Source organism: Nocardia sp. NPDC057668 (assembly GCF_042799795.1).
Classification (GTDB): domain Bacteria; phylum Actinomycetota; class Actinomycetes; order Mycobacteriales; family Mycobacteriaceae; genus Nocardia.
In genome coordinates this window covers 75,117-94,044 of the sequence record NZ_JBHVIC010000002.1, presented here as the reverse complement: position 1 = coordinate 94,044, position 18,928 = coordinate 75,117, and the positions used below count along the sequence as shown (strand labels likewise).

The 18,928-nt window shown below is 67.9% G+C and carries 21 protein-coding genes, 1 tRNA gene and 1 other RNA gene; 15 read left to right on the top strand and 8 right to left on the bottom strand.

Annotation, left to right across the window (positions count from 1 at the left end; all coding sequences use genetic code 11):
- Positions 1-3 precede the first annotated feature (3 nt).
- Positions 4-1,398 carry an acyl-CoA dehydrogenase family protein gene (locus tag ACFVBH_RS13405; protein WP_379001866.1) on the bottom strand — a complete coding sequence of 465 codons (1,395 nt, stop codon included), beginning with the start codon at positions 1,396-1,398 and terminating at the stop codon, positions 4-6.
- 267 nt (positions 1,399-1,665) lie between these two features.
- Here ACFVBH_RS13405 and ACFVBH_RS13400 point away from each other — a divergent pair, with 267 nt between their 5' ends.
- The gene (locus tag ACFVBH_RS13400; protein WP_354991231.1) at positions 1,666-1,890 is read left to right on the top strand and encodes a hypothetical protein; all 225 of its coding nucleotides are present in this window, start codon (positions 1,666-1,668) and stop codon (positions 1,888-1,890) included.
- 99 nt (positions 1,891-1,989) lie between these two features.
- On the opposite strand, the gene hisN is transcribed toward ACFVBH_RS13400, so the two are convergent.
- Positions 1,990-2,775, bottom strand: a complete 786-nt coding sequence (gene hisN, locus ACFVBH_RS13395) for a histidinol-phosphatase (RefSeq protein ID WP_354991230.1) — start codon at positions 2,773-2,775, stop codon at positions 1,990-1,992.
- Positions 2,776-3,000: 225 nt separating this feature from the next.
- On the opposite strand from hisN, the gene ACFVBH_RS13390 reads away from it, so the two are divergent.
- Entirely contained in the window at positions 3,001-3,861 is an 861-nt protein-coding gene (locus ACFVBH_RS13390; protein ID WP_354991229.1) for a helix-turn-helix transcriptional regulator, read from the top strand.
- Positions 3,862-3,927: 66 nt separating this feature from the next.
- Here ACFVBH_RS13390 and ACFVBH_RS13385 read toward each other — a convergent pair whose 3' ends face one another.
- Positions 3,928-4,281, bottom strand: coding sequence for a DUF732 domain-containing protein (locus ACFVBH_RS13385; protein WP_379001864.1), 354 nt, complete (start codon positions 4,279-4,281; stop codon positions 3,928-3,930).
- A gap of 360 nt (positions 4,282-4,641) precedes the next feature.
- Between ACFVBH_RS13385 and prfB the strand changes: the two genes are divergently transcribed.
- The 8 genes from prfB to ACFVBH_RS13345 all read left to right on the top strand — a co-directional run bounded on the left by prfB (position 4,642) and on the right by ACFVBH_RS13345 (position 12,052).
- Entirely contained in the window at positions 4,642-5,757 is a 1,116-nt protein-coding gene (gene prfB / locus ACFVBH_RS13380; RefSeq protein ID WP_379001862.1) for a peptide chain release factor 2, read from the top strand.
- A gap of 249 nt (positions 5,758-6,006) precedes the next feature.
- Positions 6,007-6,870, top strand: a complete 864-nt coding sequence (locus tag ACFVBH_RS13375; RefSeq protein ID WP_354991226.1) for a mechanosensitive ion channel family protein — start codon at positions 6,007-6,009, stop codon at positions 6,868-6,870.
- Positions 6,857-7,024, top strand: coding sequence for a hypothetical protein (locus ACFVBH_RS13370; RefSeq protein WP_354991225.1), 168 nt, complete (start codon positions 6,857-6,859; stop codon positions 7,022-7,024). The genes ACFVBH_RS13375 and ACFVBH_RS13370 overlap by 14 nt, the downstream gene beginning before the upstream one ends.
- Before the next feature lie 56 nt (positions 7,025-7,080).
- On the top strand, positions 7,081-7,770 hold the full coding sequence (gene ftsE, locus ACFVBH_RS13365; protein WP_354991224.1) for a cell division ATP-binding protein FtsE: 690 nt from the start codon (positions 7,081-7,083) through the stop codon (positions 7,768-7,770).
- Positions 7,770-8,672: a permease-like cell division protein FtsX gene (gene ftsX / locus ACFVBH_RS13360; protein ID WP_354991223.1), complete on the top strand. Its 903-nt coding sequence runs from the start codon at positions 7,770-7,772 to the stop codon at positions 8,670-8,672. The genes ftsE and ftsX overlap by 1 nt, the downstream gene beginning before the upstream one ends.
- A gap of 243 nt (positions 8,673-8,915) precedes the next feature.
- Positions 8,916-10,964 carry a DNA helicase RecQ gene (recQ, locus tag ACFVBH_RS13355; protein WP_379002759.1) on the top strand — a complete coding sequence of 683 codons (2,049 nt, stop codon included), beginning with the start codon at positions 8,916-8,918 and terminating at the stop codon, positions 10,962-10,964.
- Positions 10,965-11,469: 505 nt separating this feature from the next.
- Complete coding sequence (locus ACFVBH_RS13350; protein WP_354991222.1) at positions 11,470-11,829, top strand: hypothetical protein; 360 nt, start codon at positions 11,470-11,472, stop codon at positions 11,827-11,829.
- A 150-nt stretch (positions 11,830-11,979) separates the two neighbouring features.
- Positions 11,980-12,052: transfer RNA gene (locus tag ACFVBH_RS13345), tRNA-Glu, on the top strand.
- Between the two features lie 81 nt (positions 12,053-12,133).
- Here ACFVBH_RS13345 and ACFVBH_RS13340 read toward each other — a convergent pair.
- On the bottom strand, positions 12,134-12,595 hold the full coding sequence (locus tag ACFVBH_RS13340; protein WP_379001859.1) for a hypothetical protein: 462 nt from the start codon (positions 12,593-12,595) through the stop codon (positions 12,134-12,136).
- A gap of 74 nt (positions 12,596-12,669) precedes the next feature.
- On the bottom strand, positions 12,670-13,167 hold the full coding sequence (locus ACFVBH_RS13335; protein ID WP_379001857.1) for a hypothetical protein: 498 nt from the start codon (positions 13,165-13,167) through the stop codon (positions 12,670-12,672).
- A 252-nt stretch (positions 13,168-13,419) separates the two neighbouring features.
- On the opposite strand from ACFVBH_RS13335, the gene smpB reads away from it, so the two are divergent.
- The 3 genes from smpB to ACFVBH_RS13320 all read left to right on the top strand — a co-directional run bounded on the left by smpB (position 13,420) and on the right by ACFVBH_RS13320 (position 15,106).
- On the top strand, positions 13,420-13,896 hold the full coding sequence (gene smpB, locus ACFVBH_RS13330) for an SsrA-binding protein SmpB (RefSeq protein ID WP_379001855.1): 477 nt from the start codon (positions 13,420-13,422) through the stop codon (positions 13,894-13,896).
- A 136-nt stretch (positions 13,897-14,032) separates the two neighbouring features.
- Positions 14,033-14,404: a transfer-messenger RNA gene (ssrA, locus tag ACFVBH_RS13325) on the top strand.
- 177 nt (positions 14,405-14,581) lie between these two features.
- Positions 14,582-15,106, top strand: a complete 525-nt coding sequence (locus ACFVBH_RS13320) for an NUDIX domain-containing protein (protein ID WP_379001853.1) — start codon at positions 14,582-14,584, stop codon at positions 15,104-15,106.
- A 9-nt stretch (positions 15,107-15,115) separates the two neighbouring features.
- Here ACFVBH_RS13320 and ACFVBH_RS13315 read toward each other — a convergent pair whose 3' ends face one another.
- Positions 15,116-15,262, bottom strand: coding sequence for a hypothetical protein (locus ACFVBH_RS13315; protein WP_379001851.1), 147 nt, complete (start codon positions 15,260-15,262; stop codon positions 15,116-15,118).
- A 116-nt stretch (positions 15,263-15,378) separates the two neighbouring features.
- Between ACFVBH_RS13315 and ACFVBH_RS13310 the strand changes: the two genes are divergently transcribed.
- Entirely contained in the window at positions 15,379-16,002 is a 624-nt protein-coding gene (locus ACFVBH_RS13310) for a hypothetical protein (protein ID WP_379001849.1), read from the top strand.
- A gap of 53 nt (positions 16,003-16,055) precedes the next feature.
- Here the strand turns inward: ACFVBH_RS13310 and ACFVBH_RS13305 are convergent, their stop codons facing one another.
- Positions 16,056-16,523 (bottom strand): hypothetical protein, encoded by a 468-nt coding sequence (locus ACFVBH_RS13305; protein WP_379001847.1) that lies wholly within the window; start codon positions 16,521-16,523, stop codon positions 16,056-16,058.
- Positions 16,524-16,723: 200 nt separating this feature from the next.
- Complete coding sequence (locus ACFVBH_RS13300) at positions 16,724-17,407, bottom strand: DUF899 family protein (RefSeq protein ID WP_354985533.1); 684 nt, start codon at positions 17,405-17,407, stop codon at positions 16,724-16,726.
- Between the two features lie 169 nt (positions 17,408-17,576).
- On the opposite strand from ACFVBH_RS13300, the gene ACFVBH_RS13295 reads away from it, so the two are divergent.
- Positions 17,577-18,881, top strand: coding sequence for a class I SAM-dependent methyltransferase (locus tag ACFVBH_RS13295; protein ID WP_379001845.1), 1,305 nt, complete (start codon positions 17,577-17,579; stop codon positions 18,879-18,881).
- Positions 18,882-18,928 lie beyond the last annotated feature (47 nt).

The following is an 18,928-nucleotide window of genomic DNA, read 5'->3' as shown; positions in this document are numbered from 1 at the left end:
GGGTCAGAGAAGGACTACGCCCTCGGCAACGCCGATGGCACGAAGATCGCGGTACCAGCGCTCCACCGGGTGCTCCTTGGTGAAGCCGTGGCCGCCGAGCAGCTGCACGCCGTCCAGGCCGATCTGCATGCCCTTCTCGGTGGCCAGCTTCTTGGCCAGCGCCGCCTCGCGAGCGAACGACAGGCCCTGCTCCGCGCGTGACGCACCCCGCAGGGTCACGAGACGAAGTCCGTCGAGCTCGATGGCCATGTTGGCGACCATGAAGGCCACCGCCTGGCGGTGCGCGATCGGCTCGCCGAACGCCTCCCGCTCCTTCACGTAGGGAATCACGTAGTCGAGCACGGCCTGACCGGTGCCGACCGCCAGCGACGACCAGCCCAGGCGGGCCAGGCGCACGGCATCGGCGTAATCCTCGGTGCGCTCGGCGGTTTCGGCATCGCCGAGAATGGCGTTGGCCGAGACCGCGACGTTGTTCAGCAGCAGCCGGCCCAGACCCGCGGCGCGCAGACCCATGCTGGGATCGGCCTCCACGACCACACCCTCGGTGTCCGACTCCACGATGAAGAAGGCCGGGCGACCGTCGAGTTCGGCGGCCACGATGAACAGTTCGGCGTCACCGGCGGCCGGAACCAGGCTCTTCACGCCGTTGAGGCGGAAACCGCTGGGCGAGCGGGTGGCCTTGGTACGCAGCGCGAACGGATCGAACAGCGCGTGCGGCTCGGAGATGACGACCGAGGCCTGCGGCACGCTCTCCCCGGCGAACGCGCCGAGGTAGGTCTTCTGCTGCGCGTCGGTGCCCCACTGGGAGAGCGCGACGGCCACGCCGGACGGAGCGAGCAGCGGCAGCGCCAAGCCCATGTCGCCGTGCGCGAGCGCCTCGGCCACAAGGGAATTGGTGACCGCGCCGCGCTCGGAGGCAGCGCCCTCGAGCTCCTCGGGCACGTTGATCAGCGTGATGCCCAGTTCCGAAGCGCGCTCCAGCAGATCGCGGGGCGCCTTGGCGGCATTGTCGGCGTCGTACGCGGCCGGACGCAGGATCTCCTCGGCGAACTCGCGCACCGTCTCGACGATCATCTGCTGCTCGTCGGTCGGGGTGAGGTCGAAGTAGTCCTTCTTCTTGGACTCGTTGGCGGGCAGCCGCTTGGGCGCGCCGCCGCCGGCGACCTTCTCGAAGACGCGGGTCGCGGCGCCGAGGCTGCGGAAGCCGGTCTTGGTGCCCTCGTACGTCAGCCGCTCGATCGGCTTGCGCAGGTTGTACTTCTCCGCGATCGGGGACCCGGTAATGGTCGTCATGACCCGCATGGCCGCGCCCATCCAGTCGCGCTTGACCGGGTTCAGGCCGACGGCGGAAGTATCAGGACGTCGCGTCTTTGCGGTGTCTCGAGTGCTCATAATCACCAGTTTTCTTGAGTGTGGAGGGTGATCCTGCCCAGCAATCTTACTCCAGAGTAAGACTATCTTACTCCAGAGTAAGAACAACCGTCGAGGGTTGTCGAATCGGCAGGTCGAAGCGGTGCGTTCCGGGCCTTGCCCCGCGAATCAGGGTCTAGTGAAACAAACTTGCTTCAGAAAGACCCGGTGCGGGCTAGGGTGCAGGGGCACCGCGATGCCTTGGGTGTAGCAGAAGCGCCCTCCGGTGCACAGCAGTTCCGATGGAGGTAACCCATGAAAACCGTGCTCGGCACCACCGGCCTGATCGCCGCCGCGCTGTTCCTGTCCGCTCCCGCCGCCCAGGCCGAGGCCGTGGAACTGGAGGACGTGGCGGTCAGCCTGTCCGCGGGCGGTCCGAACACCGAGACCGAGATCGGCCTCGGCTCGGTCAGCGTCGGCTCGGCCAACCCCGGTGGCGCGTTCATCGACTTCGGTTCGGTGCGCATCCCGCTCGGCTGATACCGGCGACATTGCCTTCGGGCGACCCGATGCCGGGACCGCAGCCCCGGATCGGCGCCGAATACCTTCGGCCGCGCCGTAATCGGCGGCCCGTCGGACTCAGGCGGCCAGTGCGGCCAGAACCTGGTCCTGCAGATGAGAATTGGTGGCCACGGCGCTGCCGCCGTGCGGGCCGGGATTGCCGTCCAGGGACGTGAACACCCCACCCGCCTCGCGAATCAGAATGTCGAGCGCGGCCATATCCCACAGCGAGAGTTCGGGTTCGGTGCAGATGTCCACCGCACCCTCGGCCAGCAGCGTGTACCCGAAGAAATCACCGTAGCCGCGCACCCGCCACACCTCGTCCGAGAGCGCGATGAGCTTGGCCCGCCGCCCGATCGCCCGCCAGCCGGACAGGCTCGAGATCGCCAGCGAGGCCGCGCCCAGCTCGGCGACGCCGGACACCGAGATGGCGCGCGGCTCGGCACCCTCGAAACTGGTCCACGCGCCCGCACCCGAAGCGGCCCACCAGCGCCGGGCCAGCGCGGGCGCGCTCACCACGCCGACCACCGGGACGCCGTCCTCGAGCAACGAGATGAGCGAGGCCCACACCGGCACGCCGCGCACGAAGTTCTTGGTCCCGTCGATCGGGTCGATGACCCACTGGCGCCCGGTGAATTCGGCGTCGCCGCCGAATTCCTCGCCCAGCACCAGATCGCCGGGGCGCTCGGCGGAGAGCACCTCGCGCACCATGCGCTCCACGGCCAGGTCGGCATCGGAGACCGGTGTCAGATCCGGCTTGGCGTCGATCTTCAGGTCCAGGGCCCCGAACCGGTCGCGCGTGATGGCGTCGGCCGCGTCGGCCAGCCGCAGGGCGAGTTCGAGATCAGCGGAGTAGGCGGTCACCGGGGGTACGTTAGCCCCTCCGGGTAACACCGCGGCGACGGCAGCGAACTTCCCGCTGCGGGAGTCGCGGTGCGAGCCGGGCCGATACCCGCGCTCGCGAATTCCCGGCGACCGCGCGGCTCGCCCGGAGCGGCGATCGCGATACCGGGCGCGGAGCGTGCAACACGCCGAGATGCGAAGTGGCAGGGCGACTTTGCGCCTTGCGCGCCTTGCTACCGTTTGTGGGTGAGCGACAATGAGTTGGGCCTTTTTCTTCGCATTCGGCGCCAGGGGGTCGTACCGGGGGATGTGGGACTACCGGCGGGCGCCCGCCGCCGTACGCCGGGCCTGCGTCGCTCCGAACTCGCCGCGCTGGCCGGGGTGAGCGTCGAATACATCGCCCGGCTCGAACAGGGCCGCGACCGGCATCCCTCCTCGGCGGTGCTGTCCTCGCTCGCCAACGCGCTCAACATGACCCCGAGTGAACGCGTGCACCTGCACCGCCTGGTCAAGGCCCAGACGACCGGATTCACCTGCACCGGCAACCCGCAGCCCGCCCGGGTCGTGCGCGCGCCCATGCTCGCGATCCTGGATCAACTCGAACCCGCGCCCGCCTCGGTCCACAATCGCGCCGGGGAGGTGCTGGCCTGCACCGAGGGCTACCGCCGCCTCATGGGCCCGACCGGGCTGCTCGACGACGGCCTGCCCGCCAGCGTCCCGCGCTACGTCTTCACCGACGCCCGCGCGCGGCACATCTACCCCGATTGGCAGCACACCGCCGATCAGACGGTCGCCTGCCTCAAGTTCGGCCCGTTCCGTTCGGACCCGGCCACCGCGACCCTCGTCGACGAACTCGCCGACACCGTGGGCGAGGAGTTCACCGGCCGCCTGTCCCGGGTCACCAGCCTGCCCGACGCCACCGGCATCACGCGCCTGCGCCACCCCGAGGCCGGCATGCTGCGCCTGGCCCACGAAACCCTGGACCTGCCCGCCGAGGACGATCAGCGCCTGATCATCCAGCTGCCCGCAGACGAACCCACCACCGTCGCGCTCGATGATCTGATCGGCCGCCAATCCGATCGCCTCAGCGTCGCCGCGGCGAACTGACCTCCCGGAAATGACGGAACCCCCGGGTATCCCCGAGGGTTCCATTCCTATTCTCTATTCGCGCGATCAGCCGATCGGCGCGTCCCGGAATTCCGGGCACAGGTAGAACGAGGCGTCGATCGTCACGTCGATCGCGGCGTCCTCCGTGAGGCCCCGGCTGTCCATCGCCAGCACCGCGTCGAATTTCGTGCCGCCGTTGCGCAGCACGCCGCATACGGCGTAGCCGTCGCTGAGCACATCGTTCTCGTCCTCGATGATGTAGCCGTCTTCCTCGACCTCCTGCAGGAAGCGACGCTCGTTCTCCGTGCGCGGCTGGGACGATCCGCCGCCCGACCCGGTGTCGAACGGCCCGGCCTGCGCGGCGCCCATTCCCAGGAAGGGCATGAGGGCGATGAGCGATACAACGGCGAATTTACGCATTGCGGAGATGGTTTCTTTCTCTCGTGAGCTTTTCGGCGCAGCACGGAGAAGGCGTGAAACGGCACGCGTACGCATCCACATCTGGTTCCCTCCCCGATGGCAGCTGTTCGACTATACGAGAGTTCCAGTGGCACAGCGAATTTCCCTTGCGCGGGTGGTTATCGTGGAGTCATGAGCGACAAATCGCGAAAGTCGGTGAATACCTCCCGCCGGGGCAGTGCCCCCGCCGCCGGTTGACTGCCCGGCGCCGCGTCCGCACCCGGTCGCGGCGACCCCCGCGCGGGTTCGCCCGGCACGGTTCGACCCGCTGCCGGGCGTCGAAGTGTGGAGCGGGCGGGGCAGTCGGTAGCCTTGAACACCGTGCATCCTGACGTATCCGCTGACCTGGCCGAACTCGACGCGACCCTGAAGACCGTGGAGTCGGTGCTCGATATCGACGAACTGGTCCGGCGGATCAACGAGCTGGAGCACCAGGCCGCCGACCCGGATCTGTGGAACAACCAGGACCACGCCCAGGCGGTGACGAGCGAACTCTCGCACGCGCAGGCCGAACTGCGCCGCGTCCAGGGCCTGCGCCAGCGGCTCGAGGATCTGCCGGTGCTGTACGAGCTGGCCGAGGACGAGGAGGGCGACGCCCGCGCGGCCGCCATCGCCGACGCCGACGCCGAACGGTCCGCGCTGCACGCCGACGTGGAGGCCATGGAGGTCCGCACGCTGCTCGCCGGCGAATACGACAAGCGCGAGGCGCTGGTCAACATTCGCTCCGGCGCCGGCGGCGTGGACGCCGCGGACTGGGCGCAGATGCTCATGCGCATGTACGTGCGCTGGGCCGAGCGGCACAAGTACCCCGTCGAAATCTACGACACCTCGTACGCGGAAGAGGCGGGTATCAAGTCGGCCACCTTCGCGGTGAAGTCGCCCTACGCCTACGGCACGCTGTCGGTGGAGATGGGCACGCACCGGCTGGTGCGCATCAGCCCGTTCGACAACCAGGGCCGGCGCCAGACCTCCTTCGCCGAGGTCGAGGTGCTGCCCGTGGTCGAGACCACCGACCACATCGAGATCCCGGACGGCGAGGTCCGCGTCGATGTGTACCGCTCGTCCGGCCCCGGCGGCCAGTCGGTCAACACCACCGACTCCGCGGTCCGCCTGACGCATATCCCGACCGGCATCGTGGTCACCTGTCAGAACGAGAAATCGCAGCTGCAGAACAAGATTTCGGCCATGCGCGTGCTGCAGGCCAAACTGCTCGAGCGCAAGCGGCAGGAAGAGCGCGCCCAGATGGACGCCCTCAAGACCAACGAGGGCGCGTCCTGGGGCAACCAGATGCGGTCCTACGTGCTGCACCCGTACCAGATGGTCAAGGATCTGCGCACCAACTACGAGGTCAACAACCCGACCGCGGTACTCGACGGCGACATCGACGCGTTCATCGAGAGCGGCATCCGCTGGCGCATGCGGGAAGCCCAGGCGTAATTCGCGACACCCCGGCTCATGACCCGCGCGGAACGGGGTATCGCGACGCGCGGGAGCCGGGCCGGATGCGCCGCGGACCCGCCGAGCGCCGCCGCGACAGCCAGTACTGTGGTGCCTCGGGTGTGTTTGCGGCACTGCGATGTTCGCGATCCGCCCGAGCGCTGAACCGAATGGCGTGCCCCGGAGTTCCGGGCCGCCGGGATCGCGAACAGCCCTGGCGCAGCGGAGGCAAGACAGTACGGAGGCAGTATGAGCAGTAGTTCGATTCTCGCCGCGGGCACCGGGTCCGATCTCGGGAACTGGTTCCGTTCCAGCGGACTCGAGATCGTGCTGCTGATCGTGGGCGCGATGTTGTTCGCGCGTGCGGTCACGTTCGTCCGGGACCGCATCACGCGCAAGATCGACGCCTCGTTCCGCAGCAGCGATTCGCTGGTGCGCACCGAGGCCGCCAAGCATCGGCACGCGCTCGCCCAGGTGCTCACCTGGGTGGTGCTGTCGCTGGTCTACTTCCTGGTCGCGCTGGAAGTGTTGCAGCGCTTGGGGTTCCAACTGGGTGGTCTGGTCGCGCCGGCCGCGGTGATCGGCGCCGCACTGGGTTTCGGCGCCCAGCGCATCGTGCAGGATCTGCTCGCCGGATTCTTCCTGATCACCGAAAGGCAATACGGTTTCGGCGATGTCGTGCGCATCGCGGTGACTGGATCCGCGGTCGATGCCGAGGGTACGGTCGAGGACGTGACGCTGCGGATCACGACCTTGCGCAGCGCTGACGGCGAGGTCATTTCGGTACCGAACGGTCAGATCGTGAAAGTGACCAATCTGTCGAAGGATTGGGCTCGTGCGGCCATCGACGTCCCCGTGCCCGCGACCGCCGACATCAACAGGGTCAACGAGATCCTGCGGGAGGTGGGCGCCAAGGCGTTCGCCGATCGCAAGCTGAAAACCCTGCTGCTGGACGAACCCAGCGTCATGGGTGTCGAAGATCTCACGGTCGACCAGATGAACATCAAGATGGTTGCCCGGACACTGCCGGGCAAACAGTTCGAGGTAGGGCGCGAGCTGCGCGTGCGGGTAGCCGCGGCACTCCGCCGGGAGGGTTTGAGTGAAAACACGTAAGTCCACGGCGGTCCTGATCACGGTCTGGCTCGCGACGTTCGTGCTCTACATGTTCGTCAAGCCGGAAACACCCGCGAATCCGGGATATACGCCCATCGTGAACACCATGCTCAGCAACTATTTACCGGAGGCTCCGGCCACCACGCCACGCTGACCCGCCCGCGCGCGGTGTGGCGGAGCGGCGCGACCGCCTGGCTACACTGGCCAATCGTGATAGCGCTGCGCAACGTCACCAAGACCTACAAGACCTCGACGCGACCCGCCCTGGACAACGTCACGGTCGACATCGACAAGGGCGAATTCGTCTTCGTCATCGGCCCGTCCGGTTCGGGCAAGTCGACCTTCATGCGGCTGTTGCTCAAAGAGGAGAAGCCCACCGCGGGCGAGGTCTGGGTCTCGGACTTCCGGGTGGACAAGCTGCCCGGGCGCAAGGTGCCCAAACTCCGCCAGCGCATGGGCTGCGTCTTCCAGGACTTCCGGCTGCTGCAGCAGAAGACCGTCGAGCAGAACGTGGCCTTCGCGCTGGAGGTGATCGGCAAACCCGCGGCATTCATCTCGCGGGCGGTGCCCGAAGCCCTCGACCTGGTCGGTCTGGCGGGCAAGGCCGATCGGCTGCCCGGTGAGCTCTCCGGCGGCGAGCAACAGCGCGCCGCGCTGGCCCGCGCGTTCGTGAACCGGCCGCTGGTGCTGCTGGCGGACGAGCCGACCGGCAACCTCGACCCCGAGACCAGTCAGGACATCATGGCGCTGCTGGAACGGGTGAACCGCACCGGAACCACGGTGGTCATGGCCACCCACGACAACACCATCGTCGACGCCATGCGGCGCCGGGTGATCGAACTGGATCGCGGCCGGCTGGTCCGCGACGACGAGACCGGCGTCTACGGGGTGGGGCGGTAATGCGCGCGGGATTCCTGTTCGGCGAGATCTTCACGGGCCTGCGCCGCAACATCACCATGACCATCGCCATGATCCTGACCACGGCGGTCTCGCTGACCATGCTCGGCGGCGGCCTGCTGACGGTCCGGCTGGCGGACAAGATCCAGGACTACTACGTCCAGCGCGTGGCGATCCGGCTGTACCTCGACGACTCGGCCTCGCGCGATCTCGACTGCACGCAGGACCCCTGCAAGTCGATCATGATGGATCTCGAGCAGAACCAGTACGTCGCGAGCGTGCAGTACGTGAACAGCCAGGAGGCGGTCAAGGAGGTCAAGGAATCGACCTTCAAGGATCAGCCGGGGCTCGCGGACGAGGTCAGCAAGGACGGGCTGCCCGGTTCGTTCCGGGTCAAGCTCAACGATGTGACCAAGTACCGCACCATCTATGACGACTTCCACGAGCGACCCGGGGTCATGACGGTGCTCAACGACGTCGACATCGTGGATCGGCTGGTCGGGTTCTTCACCGGTATCCGCAACACCGCCTTCGGGCTCGCGGCGCTGCAGGCGCTGGCCGCGCTGCTGCTGATCGCGAACATGGTGCAGGTGGCGGCGCTGGCCCGCAAGACCGAGGTCAACATCATGCGCCTGGTCGGCGCGACGCGGTGGTACACCCAATTGCCCTTCCTGCTGGAGGCGGTGCTTGCGGCCCTGGTGGGTTCGCTGCTGGCGGTGGCCGGATTGTTCGTCGCGCAACCGCTGGTGATCAACAAGGCGCTGGGGTCGCTGGCCAACGACGACGTGCTGCCGCCGATCTCGAGCGAGGACATCGCGACGGTGGCGATGATCATCACGCCGGTGGGTGTCGGATTCGCGGCGTTGGCGGCGTATGCGGCGCTTCGGTATTACGTGCGCGAATGAGTTGCGGAGCCCGGGCCCGTCTTTCGCCGATTGGCATCGTGCGAGGCGAGCCGGGGTATCGGGGTGTGATCCCGCACGCAGCGGCCGGTGATGCGCCGGGTGCGCGGGGGTGCGAAGTTGCCAAGGGAGTATTGCGCGTCGGACGCTGTCCGTAGGATTGCTGCCGTGAGTGCACCGGAGGTCGAAACCGTCGTCGGCAGTGAGTCTCTCGAGGACGCCGGAAGTGTTGCGGCGCACCAGGTTCTGCGTAAGACATTCGGCTACGACAGTTTTCGCGGACCGCAGCGGGCAATCGTCGAACAGGTGATTTCCGGCGGCGACGCCCTGGTGCTCATGCCCACCGGCGGCGGCAAGTCGCTCTGCTATCAAATTCCGGCGCTGGTGCGCCCGGGCGTGGGCGTGGTGGTCTCCCCGCTGATCGCCCTCATGCAGGACCAGGTCGACGCGCTGAACGCGGTCGGGGTGCGGGCCGGGTTCCTCAACTCCACCCAGTTCCCCGATGAACGGCGCACGGTCGAGGCGCAATTCGTGGCGGGCGAGCTGGATCTGCTCTACCTCGCCCCCGAGCGGCTGCGCCTGGAGTCCACCGCGCAACTGCTCGACCGCGGCAAGATCGCGCTGTTCGCCATCGACGAGGCGCACTGTGTCTCGCAGTGGGGTCACGACTTCCGGCCCGACTACCTGGCGCTGTCCATGCTGCACGAGCGCTGGCCCGACGTGCCGCGCATCGCGCTCACCGCCACCGCCACCGAGGCGACCCGCAGGGAGATCGCGCAGCGCCTGGATCTCACCGGCGCCAAACACTTCGTCGACAGCTTCGACCGGCCGAACATCCAGTACCGCATCGAAGCCAAGAACCGGCCCGAACAGCAGTTGCTGTCGTTCATCCAGGGTGAGCACGCCGGGGACGCGGGCATCGTCTACTGCCTGTCGCGCAATTCGGTGGAGAAGACCGCCGCGTTCCTGAGCGCCAACGGCGTGCCCGCCGTGCCGTATCACGCCGGGCTCGACAATCGGGTGCGCGCGACCAACCAGTCGCGCTTCCTGCGCGAGGACGGGCTGGTGGTGTGCGCCACCATCGCCTTCGGCATGGGCATCGACAAGCCCGACGTGCGTTTCGTCGCGCATCTGGATCTGCCGAAATCGGTGGAGGGGTACTACCAGGAGACCGGCCGCGCCGGGCGCGACGGGCAGCCGTCCACGGCCTGGATGGTCTACGGGCTCAGTGATGTTGTGCAGCAACGCAAGATGATCGACTCGTCCGAGGGCGACGCGGCGCATCGCCGGCAGTTGCAGCTGCACCTGGACGCCATGCTGGCCCTGTGCGAGACCGTGCAGTGCCGGCGCACCCAGCTGCTGGCCTACTTCGGCCAGCCGGGCAAGGCGTGCGGCAACTGCGACACCTGCCTGAACGCGCCCGAGTCGTGGGACGGCACGGTGCCCGCGCAGAAGGTCCTCTCCACGGTGCTGCGGCTCAAGCGCGAACGCGGGCAGAGCTTCGGGGCGGGCCACATCGTCGACATTCTGATCGGCAAGCGCAATCCCAAGGTGGAGCAGCACGCGCACCACGAGCTCAAAGTGTTCGGCATCGGTGCGGATCTGCGCGACATCGAGTGGCGCGGCGCGATCCGCCAGCTGCTGGCGCAGGGGCTGCTCGCGGTGCACGGCGACTACGGCGTGCTGACGCTCACCGAGGCCAGCAACGACGTGCTGTTCAACGGCCGCCAGGTCATGCTGCGGCGCGAGCCCGAACGCGCGAAGACCGCGCGGGCTTCCAAGTCCGCCAAGGCGGCCAAGGCCGTGGCCGATCTCGCACCCGGTGACGCGGGGCTGTTCGAGAGCCTGCGGGCGTGGCGCGCGGCCACCGCCAAGGAACAGGGCGTGCCCGCGTACGTCGTGTTCCACGACGCGACGCTGCGTGAGATCGCGGCCCGCAAGCCCGCCACCCTGGCCGATCTGGGCGCGATCGCCGGAATCGGCGAGAACAAGCGCGCCAAGTACGGCGAGGGGGTGCTCGAGGTGGTGACGGGCGCGGCCCCGAGCCAGGCCGGCACGCTGCTCGAGGGGAGTCCCGCGCCGGTTCGCGAGGCTCCGCCCGCGCGCCCGGCAGCTGCCCGTCCGGCGGCCGCTCGCGCGTCGGCGCCGCCGCGGTCGGCGCCGTCCACGCGTGAATCGGCCACGGCGGCAAGACAACCCGCGCGCCCGGCGGCGCCCGCCCCGGACTTCGACGATGTGCCCTGGCCGGACGAGGAACCGGGGTTCCCCGACGAAATGCCGCCCGACTACGAGTAGGCGCGGCGGGGTTGCTCGGCCTGGGAAGGTTCGGACCGGGAAGGCCTGGCCCGGGAAGGCCTGGCCCGGGAAGGTTCGGACCGGTAAGGCCAGGGGCCCGGGAAGGCCCGACCCGGGGCGGTCGGCTCGGGGATGCTCGACTCGGGGCGGTCGGCTCGGGAATGCTCGACTCGGGGCGGTCGGCCGGGCGCGGGTTGGCCGGTGTGGCGCGGGTTTTCGGGCGCGGCGGTCGGTCGCGGTCGCGGGTGATCGACGTGACGGGAGTACGGCGGGGTGATCGTCGCGATGCCGGGTCGCCGACTGATCTGTCGTGGCGTTGGGTGATCGGCATGCGGCAGTGATCAGCGGCGGTGCAGGTTGATCCGCGTGGGGGCGGGAAGCCGGTGCGAGGCCGTCGGTTCGTCATCGTGTCGAACCACGCCTTCGTGCCGGGCGTATCGAACGGTTAGACAGCAGGACCACTTCCGAGCTCCACCCGACGACGAGTGATTGTGAGTATTCGACCGTGGTGAAAATCGATGTGCTGTTCACGCGCAGGCCCGAGCGGTGGGGGTTACGCGGCGACCCGCGGCTGTGGGAAGCGTTGCACGAGAAGCTCGGTAGCCGTTCGATCCCCGACGGCGAGTACGACCTGCGCCGGGTCCTCGAGGAGTCCATCGCCGAGATCATCGGCGCGGAACTGCCGCTGTCCGTTCCGGCCACCGATGCCGCGCACTTCCCCGTCGAGCGCTTCCGCATCGGCAGCGGCATGAGCGACGGCGTCGTCTCGCTGCACTGGTGGCGCTACACCGGGATTCCGATGCTGACCGATCGCGCGGCCGGGGTGCGCGCGGGCGAGTACATGGTCCCTATCCGCCGGAAGTGATCGTCGCGGACGGTCGAGAACGATCTTCACGGCCGTCCGGCAACACCCTTTCGACGGTGCGGAACCCCCGCTTGCTGCGGATTTGGTAGCTGAGCCCCGGCAGGATAAGCTTTCGGAGCTGCCGCGGTCCACGGATCGCGGGAAGTCCAAGGTCCCGTCGTCTAGCGGCCTAGGACGCCGCCCTCTCAAGGCGGTAGCGCGGGTTCAAATCCCGTCGGGACTACTTAGAAAGGCCCCCAACCGTTTTCGGTTGGGGGCCTTTCTCATGCGCGGCGCCCTGCCCAACGCCGCCGGCTCGACGGGCTTACGAGCCCGAGCTGCCCGACCCGAAGCTTCCGGTGTCCCCGGCGCAATCGTCGGATTCCTGGACCTGCACAGGCGGCGTTCCCGGTGCGGCGGCCACCACGGTGACGGTTTCGGACTTGCTCTTCCCGCCCACGCTCACGGTGATGACGTGCGACCCGGGCGTTGCCGGGGTCCAGGTGAAACTGGGGACCTTCGCAGCAGGGCTGTACCCCGTACCGCTGCCGAGGCAGACGCCGTTGTCACGGAAATACGCGCGGTTGTTGAAGATCGTGCCCAGGTCGGCCTCGACCATGTACTGCACCGTGTACTCGCTGCCCACCGTGTACGTGGTCCCGAGAACGTCGACCCAGGTGACACCCGCCGCGGCCTGCGGTGCGGCCACCGCCACCATGGCAGAGGTCGCCGCCAAAGCCGATACGCCCCAGCCGATGCGGCGGCGAACTGTGCTGTTTGTGCTCATATATCTGTCCTTGGTTCTTCCGTGCGACGCAAGATCGGCGACTGCGCGAGTCACCGGCGCGGTGATGGAGAATCTCAGGAGCCCGCGCTGCCGGAGCCGGAGCTGCCGCCGAAACTGCCGCTGCCGTCGCATCCGGTGGTGGTGGCGGGCTCGGGTGTGCTGCCCGCAGGCGCCTCGGCGACGTTCACGGTGAACGAATCGGATCGGACGCCGTAGGTCCCGTACGACTTCGCGGTCACGGTATGAGAACCGGCGGTGGTCGGAGTCCACCGGAATCTGGCCGGACTCTGGAGCATCGTGGATCCGAATCCCCAGCTGACGGTGACGCTGTAGATGCACTTGCCGTTGTCGGTGACGACGTACTTCTCGCCGATGAAGGCCGCGTCGCTGTCACTCTCGAGCCACATGTCGACGCGATACGTGGTCCCCGCCACCACGGGCTCGTCCGGTGCCACCAGCGCGCCGACGCCGGCCGACGCCTGGGGTGCGACGATGGCCACCGTGGCCGAGATCGCGGCCAATGCCGTTACGCCCCAGCCGATTCGGCGAGCCGGGCCGCTGCGTGTACTCATCCATCGCTCCTTGTTCCATGACCCCGATCGGCGGGGTCGAGGAACGCTAACGTCCGGATTGAGTGAAAAGTCTCGATTTCAGAAAACCGCCGTGCCAGCAATTCCTGGGGCATGACGGGCTCGGCGTTCGGCCCGCTACCTGCTGGTTCACCGGTTGGGGGCGGGTGTGGGGGCTGCCCGGCCGGCCGGGTTCCGGGGCGGTTGCGGGCGTGTGGAATAAACGGCTGGCGCGGCTGATTATTGTTGGTCGTTATGAAGGAAAAGGGGCGCAAGGTTATCGCCACGAACCGCAAGGCGCGGCACAACTACGCGATCATCGACACCTACGAGGCCGGGATCGCGTTGGTCGGCACCGAGGTGAAGAGCCTGCGCGAGGGTAAGGCGTCGCTCGTGGACGCCTACGCCAGCATCGATGACGGTGAGGTGTGGCTGCGTGGCCTGCACGTGCCGGAGTTCTCGCACGGCTCGTGGACCAATCACGCGCCGCGACGCACCCGCAAACTGCTGCTGCATCGCCGTGAGATCGACAAGCTGCTCGGTAAGACCAAGGAGTCCAGCCTGACGCTGGTTCCGCTGTCGATGTACTTCTCGGACGGCAAGGTCAAGGTCGAGCTGGCGCTGGCCAAGGGTAAGCAGGACTACGACAAGCGCCAGGACCTGGCCAAGCGCGATGCCGAGCGGGAGGTTGTCCGCGAGGTCGGGCGCCGGATCAAGGGCATGCGCGCCTGACCGTTCCTTCGGGAACGCGCAGGTCGGAAACGCCCGCGTGACGCGCGGATAATGGGATGATCCGCTGTTTCAGCGGTGTTAGTATGACTGGGCCCGGTGCGAGCCGGGTGGTTCACTCGAATCGGTGAACACAGACGGGGCTGAACGGTTTCGACTGCGTACGTTGATTCAGGGGAAGCGTGTCAGTGCAGGCAGGAGACCACTGTATAAGCGTCGCTGCAACCCTATAAGCGCCGATTCCAATCAGCGCGACTACGCTCTCGCTGCCTAAGTAGCGAAGCGTGTCTGTCAGCCCGGGTTCGCCCTCGACCCGGTCACTGGCATCAGCTAGAGGGCTTACCGTTCGGCTCGGTCGCGGAGTCGAACGGAACATCAAACAGCGACTGGGATCGTCATCTCGGCTTGTTCGCATGACTGAGAGATCCGAGTAGAGACGAAGCGAACTGCACACGGAGAAGCCCTGGTGACACGGCGGAGGACCCGGGTTCGATTCCCGGCAGCTCCACTGGCACGAAGGCCCGGTCCCCAGGGGACCGGGCCTTCGTCGTTTCGGCCGCCCGCGGATCCGACGGGGCGGTTCGAAGCGCGTCGCCATGTCGACTGCGGCCGGACGCCAAGAGCTGGATTACCGGGCCCGCCCGGTGCGGTGACCGGTCCGCTCCCGCGACTGCTCCGAATCAGGGGAATGGGGAGTCACGCGGGTAGGACCTACTTGTGCCGGGACATCAACGGCGATGCGCATCTGGTGCCCGAGGAGGACCTGATTCAACGGACCTCGGCCTACATCGTGGCGATGCGGGACGACACCGTATTGCTGGTGCGGGACGGGTACGCGGGACGAGGGCTGTGGGATCTGCCCGGGGGCGGTCTGGAGGAGGGCGAGGACCATCTGGATGCCCTCGATCGGGAGTTGCTGGAGGAGACGGGACTTCGGCTCGAGGGTGAGCCGGTCTACCTGACCGAGTTCATCGAGTACTTCTTCGACCTCGGAACGCGGTCGGGGTGGGAAAGTACTCGGCGCTACTACGCCGGTGGGGTGAGCGGCTCCATGATGGTCGGTGGGAACGGCACGGACGTCACGGCGTGCGAGTTCCGTCCGCTCCCACTGAACGCATCAGCGGCAGGGGCGGTGGCGCGGAAGATCACCGAGTTGGCCCTGTCACGCGACATCCCAGCAGGTGGTCGAGGTCCTCGAACGCGTTCTTCGTGAAAGTGACCTTCATTCAAGCTCTTTCGAGAGTTTTTCGAGGTCGACCTCGACGGTGTCCCCGGACTCGAGCTGAGCGATGCCTTGTGCGAGCCGGGCAGCGTTGGCCGGGTGCTCGATCAGCGGATGCAGGTTCGACCCCGTGTGTTCGGGCGACATCGAAGTCATGATCGGTCCTCTCGCGATGGCCTGTTTCGTGGTTCCGGATTACGGTACGACTCAACGATCCGAGGCTGCGGGAATCCTGGCAATTGCACGGTGAGGGGGATTCTGGGGTGAATGAGGATCGGGAGTACAGCGCAGCGCTGGGGATCGGGGATGTGGGGGAGAGGGTTGCCGCTTTTCGGCGGTTGGCGGTGGAGCGGACCGATACCTCGACGCGGTATTACGACGACGAGCCTGCCTTCTATCAAGCACGTGCGCTGTTGGAGATCGTTCGGCAGGGGTTGGCGGAGGACGACCCCGGAGCGGCCAAAGAGTTGTTGTCCGACGCCCATCGGTTGATCCGGACCTTCGATGATTCGGTTGATCGGAGCAGCGGATTCCATGAATTTCGGCAGCTGTGGGCGCGGGTGGAGGGGAAGGACCCGCGGGGGCCGCGGATCGACTGGGAGAACCTGGTGGAGTCTCGCTACTACCGGCCCGCGGTGCGGGGAGCGGGTCGGGAGTCGGCCACCGGAGAATTGATCGCGGAGATCGGGGCGGGGCACCAGTTGTTCGGGCTCGCGCTCGAAGTCGTTGCCTACGGGCCGGATTACGACGATGTCGTGGTGCGGGTCGGGGAGGTCGGCGGCGCGGACGTTCGGTACGTCATCGTGCATCTGACGTACAACTTGCGACCCGAGCCGCCGCCGTGGCCGGCCGTGGTGGATGACGTCACTTTTCAAGGGCATTGGTAGCGCCCGATTTTCGGGGTGAACCCCGGTCCGGTCCGGACCGGGGAACCGTCACCTCAGGGCAGGTTTGCTTCCAGCTCCGCGCGGAGGCCGCCGGGCTTGGGGCCGTCGCAGCCGGTGCGGGGGTTGGGGAGCAGGGGCGGGGTGCCGCCGAGAGCGGGGGTTACGTAGACCGTCTGGGAGACGGTGCGGCCGTTCATCGTCGCGGTGATGGTGTGGGGGCCGGGGGTGGTGGGGGTCCAGCCGACCCAGAGGTTCTCGGGTTGCTGCTTGTTCGAGGAGCCGTAGGCGGGACGGCCCGGAACCCAGCGGCCGGTGAAGCACTCGCCGTTGTCCGTGAACACGATCTGGTGGCCGGTCTGCTCCACGTCCGTGTGATACGAGATCGTGTATGCCGTTCCCACCGTGAAGGATTGGCTGGGCGACAGCTCGATGTCGAGGGCGGACGCCGGCGCGGCGGCGAGCGCCGTCAATGCCGAGGCGAATGCCAAAGAAGTTGTGCCCCACACAATTCGACGTGCCATACCGCTGCGTGTTCCCATCCCCGGACTCCTCTATCCCGGACCCCTGACGAGGGGGTCGAGGAACGCTAACTTCCAGCGGCCGGGAAGGGAATAGCTACGTGGGTGTGTGGCTGCCCGCAATTCTCGGGGCGCGGATATCAAGGACCCCGGAATTCACGGGCCGGGGTGAACTCACCGGCCCGCGAGAACCGTTGTGAGGGTTACGCGTTGCCGTAGGCGGCGGCCACGTCCTCCGAGCCGACCCAGCGGCTGTAGGTGGGGGACTGGGGCCAGCCTTCGGGGGAGTCCTGCCATTCTTCCTGGCGGCCGTAGGGGAGCAGGTCGATCAGGGAGAAGGTGTGGGTCAGTTGCTCGGTGCCGCGGCCGTTGGTGTGCCAGGTCCGGTAGACGGTGTCGCCCGAGCGCAGGAAGACGTTCACGGCGAAACCCTCCTCGGGGGCCGCGTCGACGTCGGAGCCGAAGGGGCTGTTCGCGGTCGAGTACCAGGTCATCTTGTTGCCCACGCGCTTCTTGTAGGCCAGGGCCTCCTCGATCGGGCCCTGGGTGACGATCACGAAGCGGGCGTCGTAGTTGTCCAGGAACTCCAGGCGGGTGAACTGCGAGGTGAAGCCGGTGCAGCCGGGGCACTGCCATTCCTTGCCCGGCGACCACATGTGGTTGTAGACGATCAGCTGGGACTTGCCGTCGAAGACGTCGGCCAGGCTGACCGGGCCGTCCTCCCCCTCCAGCGTGTAGTCGGGCAATTCGACCATCGGCAGGCGGCGGCGTTGCGCCGCGATGGCGTCGAGTTCGCGGGTCGCGGCCTTCTCGCGTTTGCGCAGGGCGTCGAGTTCGTGCCGCCAGGTGTCGGCGTCGGTGATGGGCGGCAATGCTGTCGGGCTCATGGGGGTCCTCCCTTGACCGTGGACGCAGAATGCGTGCTGAAGGTATAGACCCGGCCCGGGACACGAATTCATCGGTCCACGCCGATCGAATTCGCGCGCCGATCGCGATCGGCCCGCCACGGCGTCCGGGATCCCCGATTCGACGGCACGATAGGGGCAAAGTGGACATATGGGCAGTGACGCGACAGTCGCGGAGACATTCGGACCCCTGCTGCGCCTCGCATTCGGCGCGTCGCCGCCGCTGAATTTCGAATTCTGGGACGGCAGCCGGGCGGCCGCCGCCGGACAGTCACCCGGCACCCTGCGGATTCGATCCAAGGACGCGCTCGCCCATATGGTCTGGGCCCCGGGCGAATTGGGCCTCGGCCGGGCCTTCGTGTCCGGCAGCGCAGACCTCGACGGCGACCTGTTCGCCATGCTGCGCGCCCTGCAAACCGCCGTCCCGGGCAACGCCCGCCTGGGAGCGGCCGGTGCGGTGCGCGCGCTCGGCGCGGCCGGGCGGCTCGGCGCACTGGGCCGCCGGCCCGAACCGCCCCGGGAGGAAGCTCGCCCGCGACGCGGCCGCGCGCACACCCGCGCCCGGGACGCGGCGGCGATCAGCCACCACTACGACGTCGGCAACGATTTCTACAACCTCGTCCTGGGCCCGAGCATGACGTACTCCTGCGCCCGGTTCACCGCGCCCCACGACGACGGCACCGGCCCGGCCGATCCCGCGGTCAGCCTCGCCGACGCCCAGCGCGCCAAACACGACCTCATCTGCCGCAAACTCGGCCTGACCCCCGGCCTGCGCCTGCTCGACGTCGGCTGTGGCTGGGGCTCGATGGCCATCCACGCCGCCGCCACCTACGGCGCACAGGTCGTCGGCGTCACCATCAGCCGCGAACAGGCCGACCTCGCCCGCCGCCGCGTCGCCGAGGCGGGCCTGTCCGCGAACGTCGAGATCCGCCTGGCGGACTATCGCGACCTGGGCGGCGAACACTTCGACGCCATCTCCTCGATCGGCATGTTCGAACACGTCGGCTCCGAGCGCGCCGCCGAATACTTCGACACCCTGCGCGCACTGCTGCGCCCCCGCGGCAGGCTGCTCAATCACGCCATCTCCGCCCGCGGCGGCTCGAAGATCCCCCCGCGCTCGTTCATCGGCCGCTACGTCTTCCCCGACGGCGAGCTCCGCGACGTCGGCGAAGTCGTATTGGCCATGGAGCGAGCCGGATTCGAGGTCCGCGACGTCGAATCTCTGCGCGAGCACTACGCCCTGACCCTGCGCGCCTGGGTCGCCAATCTGGAAAGGGACTGGCCCGCCGCCGTCGCCCTGGTCGGCGAGGGCCGCGCCCGAATCTGGCGGATCTACATGGCCGCCTCGGCCCTGGGCTTCGAGGACGGGGGCCTGGGACTGCACCAGGTGCTGGGCGTGGTTCCGGACGAACACGGCGGGGCCGGTCTGCCCGGCACCCGCCGGGCCTGGGGGTAGGGCGAGGTCGGGTACCGGCGGCGGTTCGATGAGCGCTTTCTGGCCGC

Coding starts and splice junctions, on each gene's coding strand:
- ACFVBH_RS13400 (WP_354991231.1), top strand. CDS start 1,666: ATGAAAACCGTGCTCGGCACCACCGGCCTGATCGCCGCCGCGCTGTTC.
- ACFVBH_RS13385 (WP_379001864.1), bottom strand. CDS start 4,281: ATGCGTAAATTCGCCGTTGTATCGCTCATCGCCCTCATGCCCTTCCTG.
- ACFVBH_RS13375 (WP_354991226.1), top strand. CDS start 6,007: ATGAGCAGTAGTTCGATTCTCGCCGCGGGCACCGGGTCCGATCTCGGG.
- ftsX (WP_354991223.1), top strand. CDS start 7,770: ATGCGCGCGGGATTCCTGTTCGGCGAGATCTTCACGGGCCTGCGCCGC.
- ACFVBH_RS13340 (WP_379001859.1), bottom strand. CDS start 12,595: ATGAGCACAAACAGCACAGTTCGCCGCCGCATCGGCTGGGGCGTATCG.
- ACFVBH_RS13335 (WP_379001857.1), bottom strand. CDS start 13,167: ATGAGTACACGCAGCGGCCCGGCTCGCCGAATCGGCTGGGGCGTAACG.
- smpB (WP_379001855.1), top strand. CDS start 13,420: ATGAAGGAAAAGGGGCGCAAGGTTATCGCCACGAACCGCAAGGCGCGG.
- ACFVBH_RS13320 (WP_379001853.1), top strand. CDS start 14,582: ATGGGGAGTCACGCGGGTAGGACCTACTTGTGCCGGGACATCAACGGC.
- ACFVBH_RS13315 (WP_379001851.1), bottom strand. CDS start 15,262: ATGTCGCCCGAACACACGGGGTCGAACCTGCATCCGCTGATCGAGCAC.
- ACFVBH_RS13305 (WP_379001847.1), bottom strand. CDS start 16,523: ATGGCACGTCGAATTGTGTGGGGCACAACTTCTTTGGCATTCGCCTCG.
- ACFVBH_RS13300 (WP_354985533.1), bottom strand. CDS start 17,407: ATGAGCCCGACAGCATTGCCGCCCATCACCGACGCCGACACCTGGCGG.
- ACFVBH_RS13295 (WP_379001845.1), top strand. CDS start 17,577: ATGGGCAGTGACGCGACAGTCGCGGAGACATTCGGACCCCTGCTGCGC.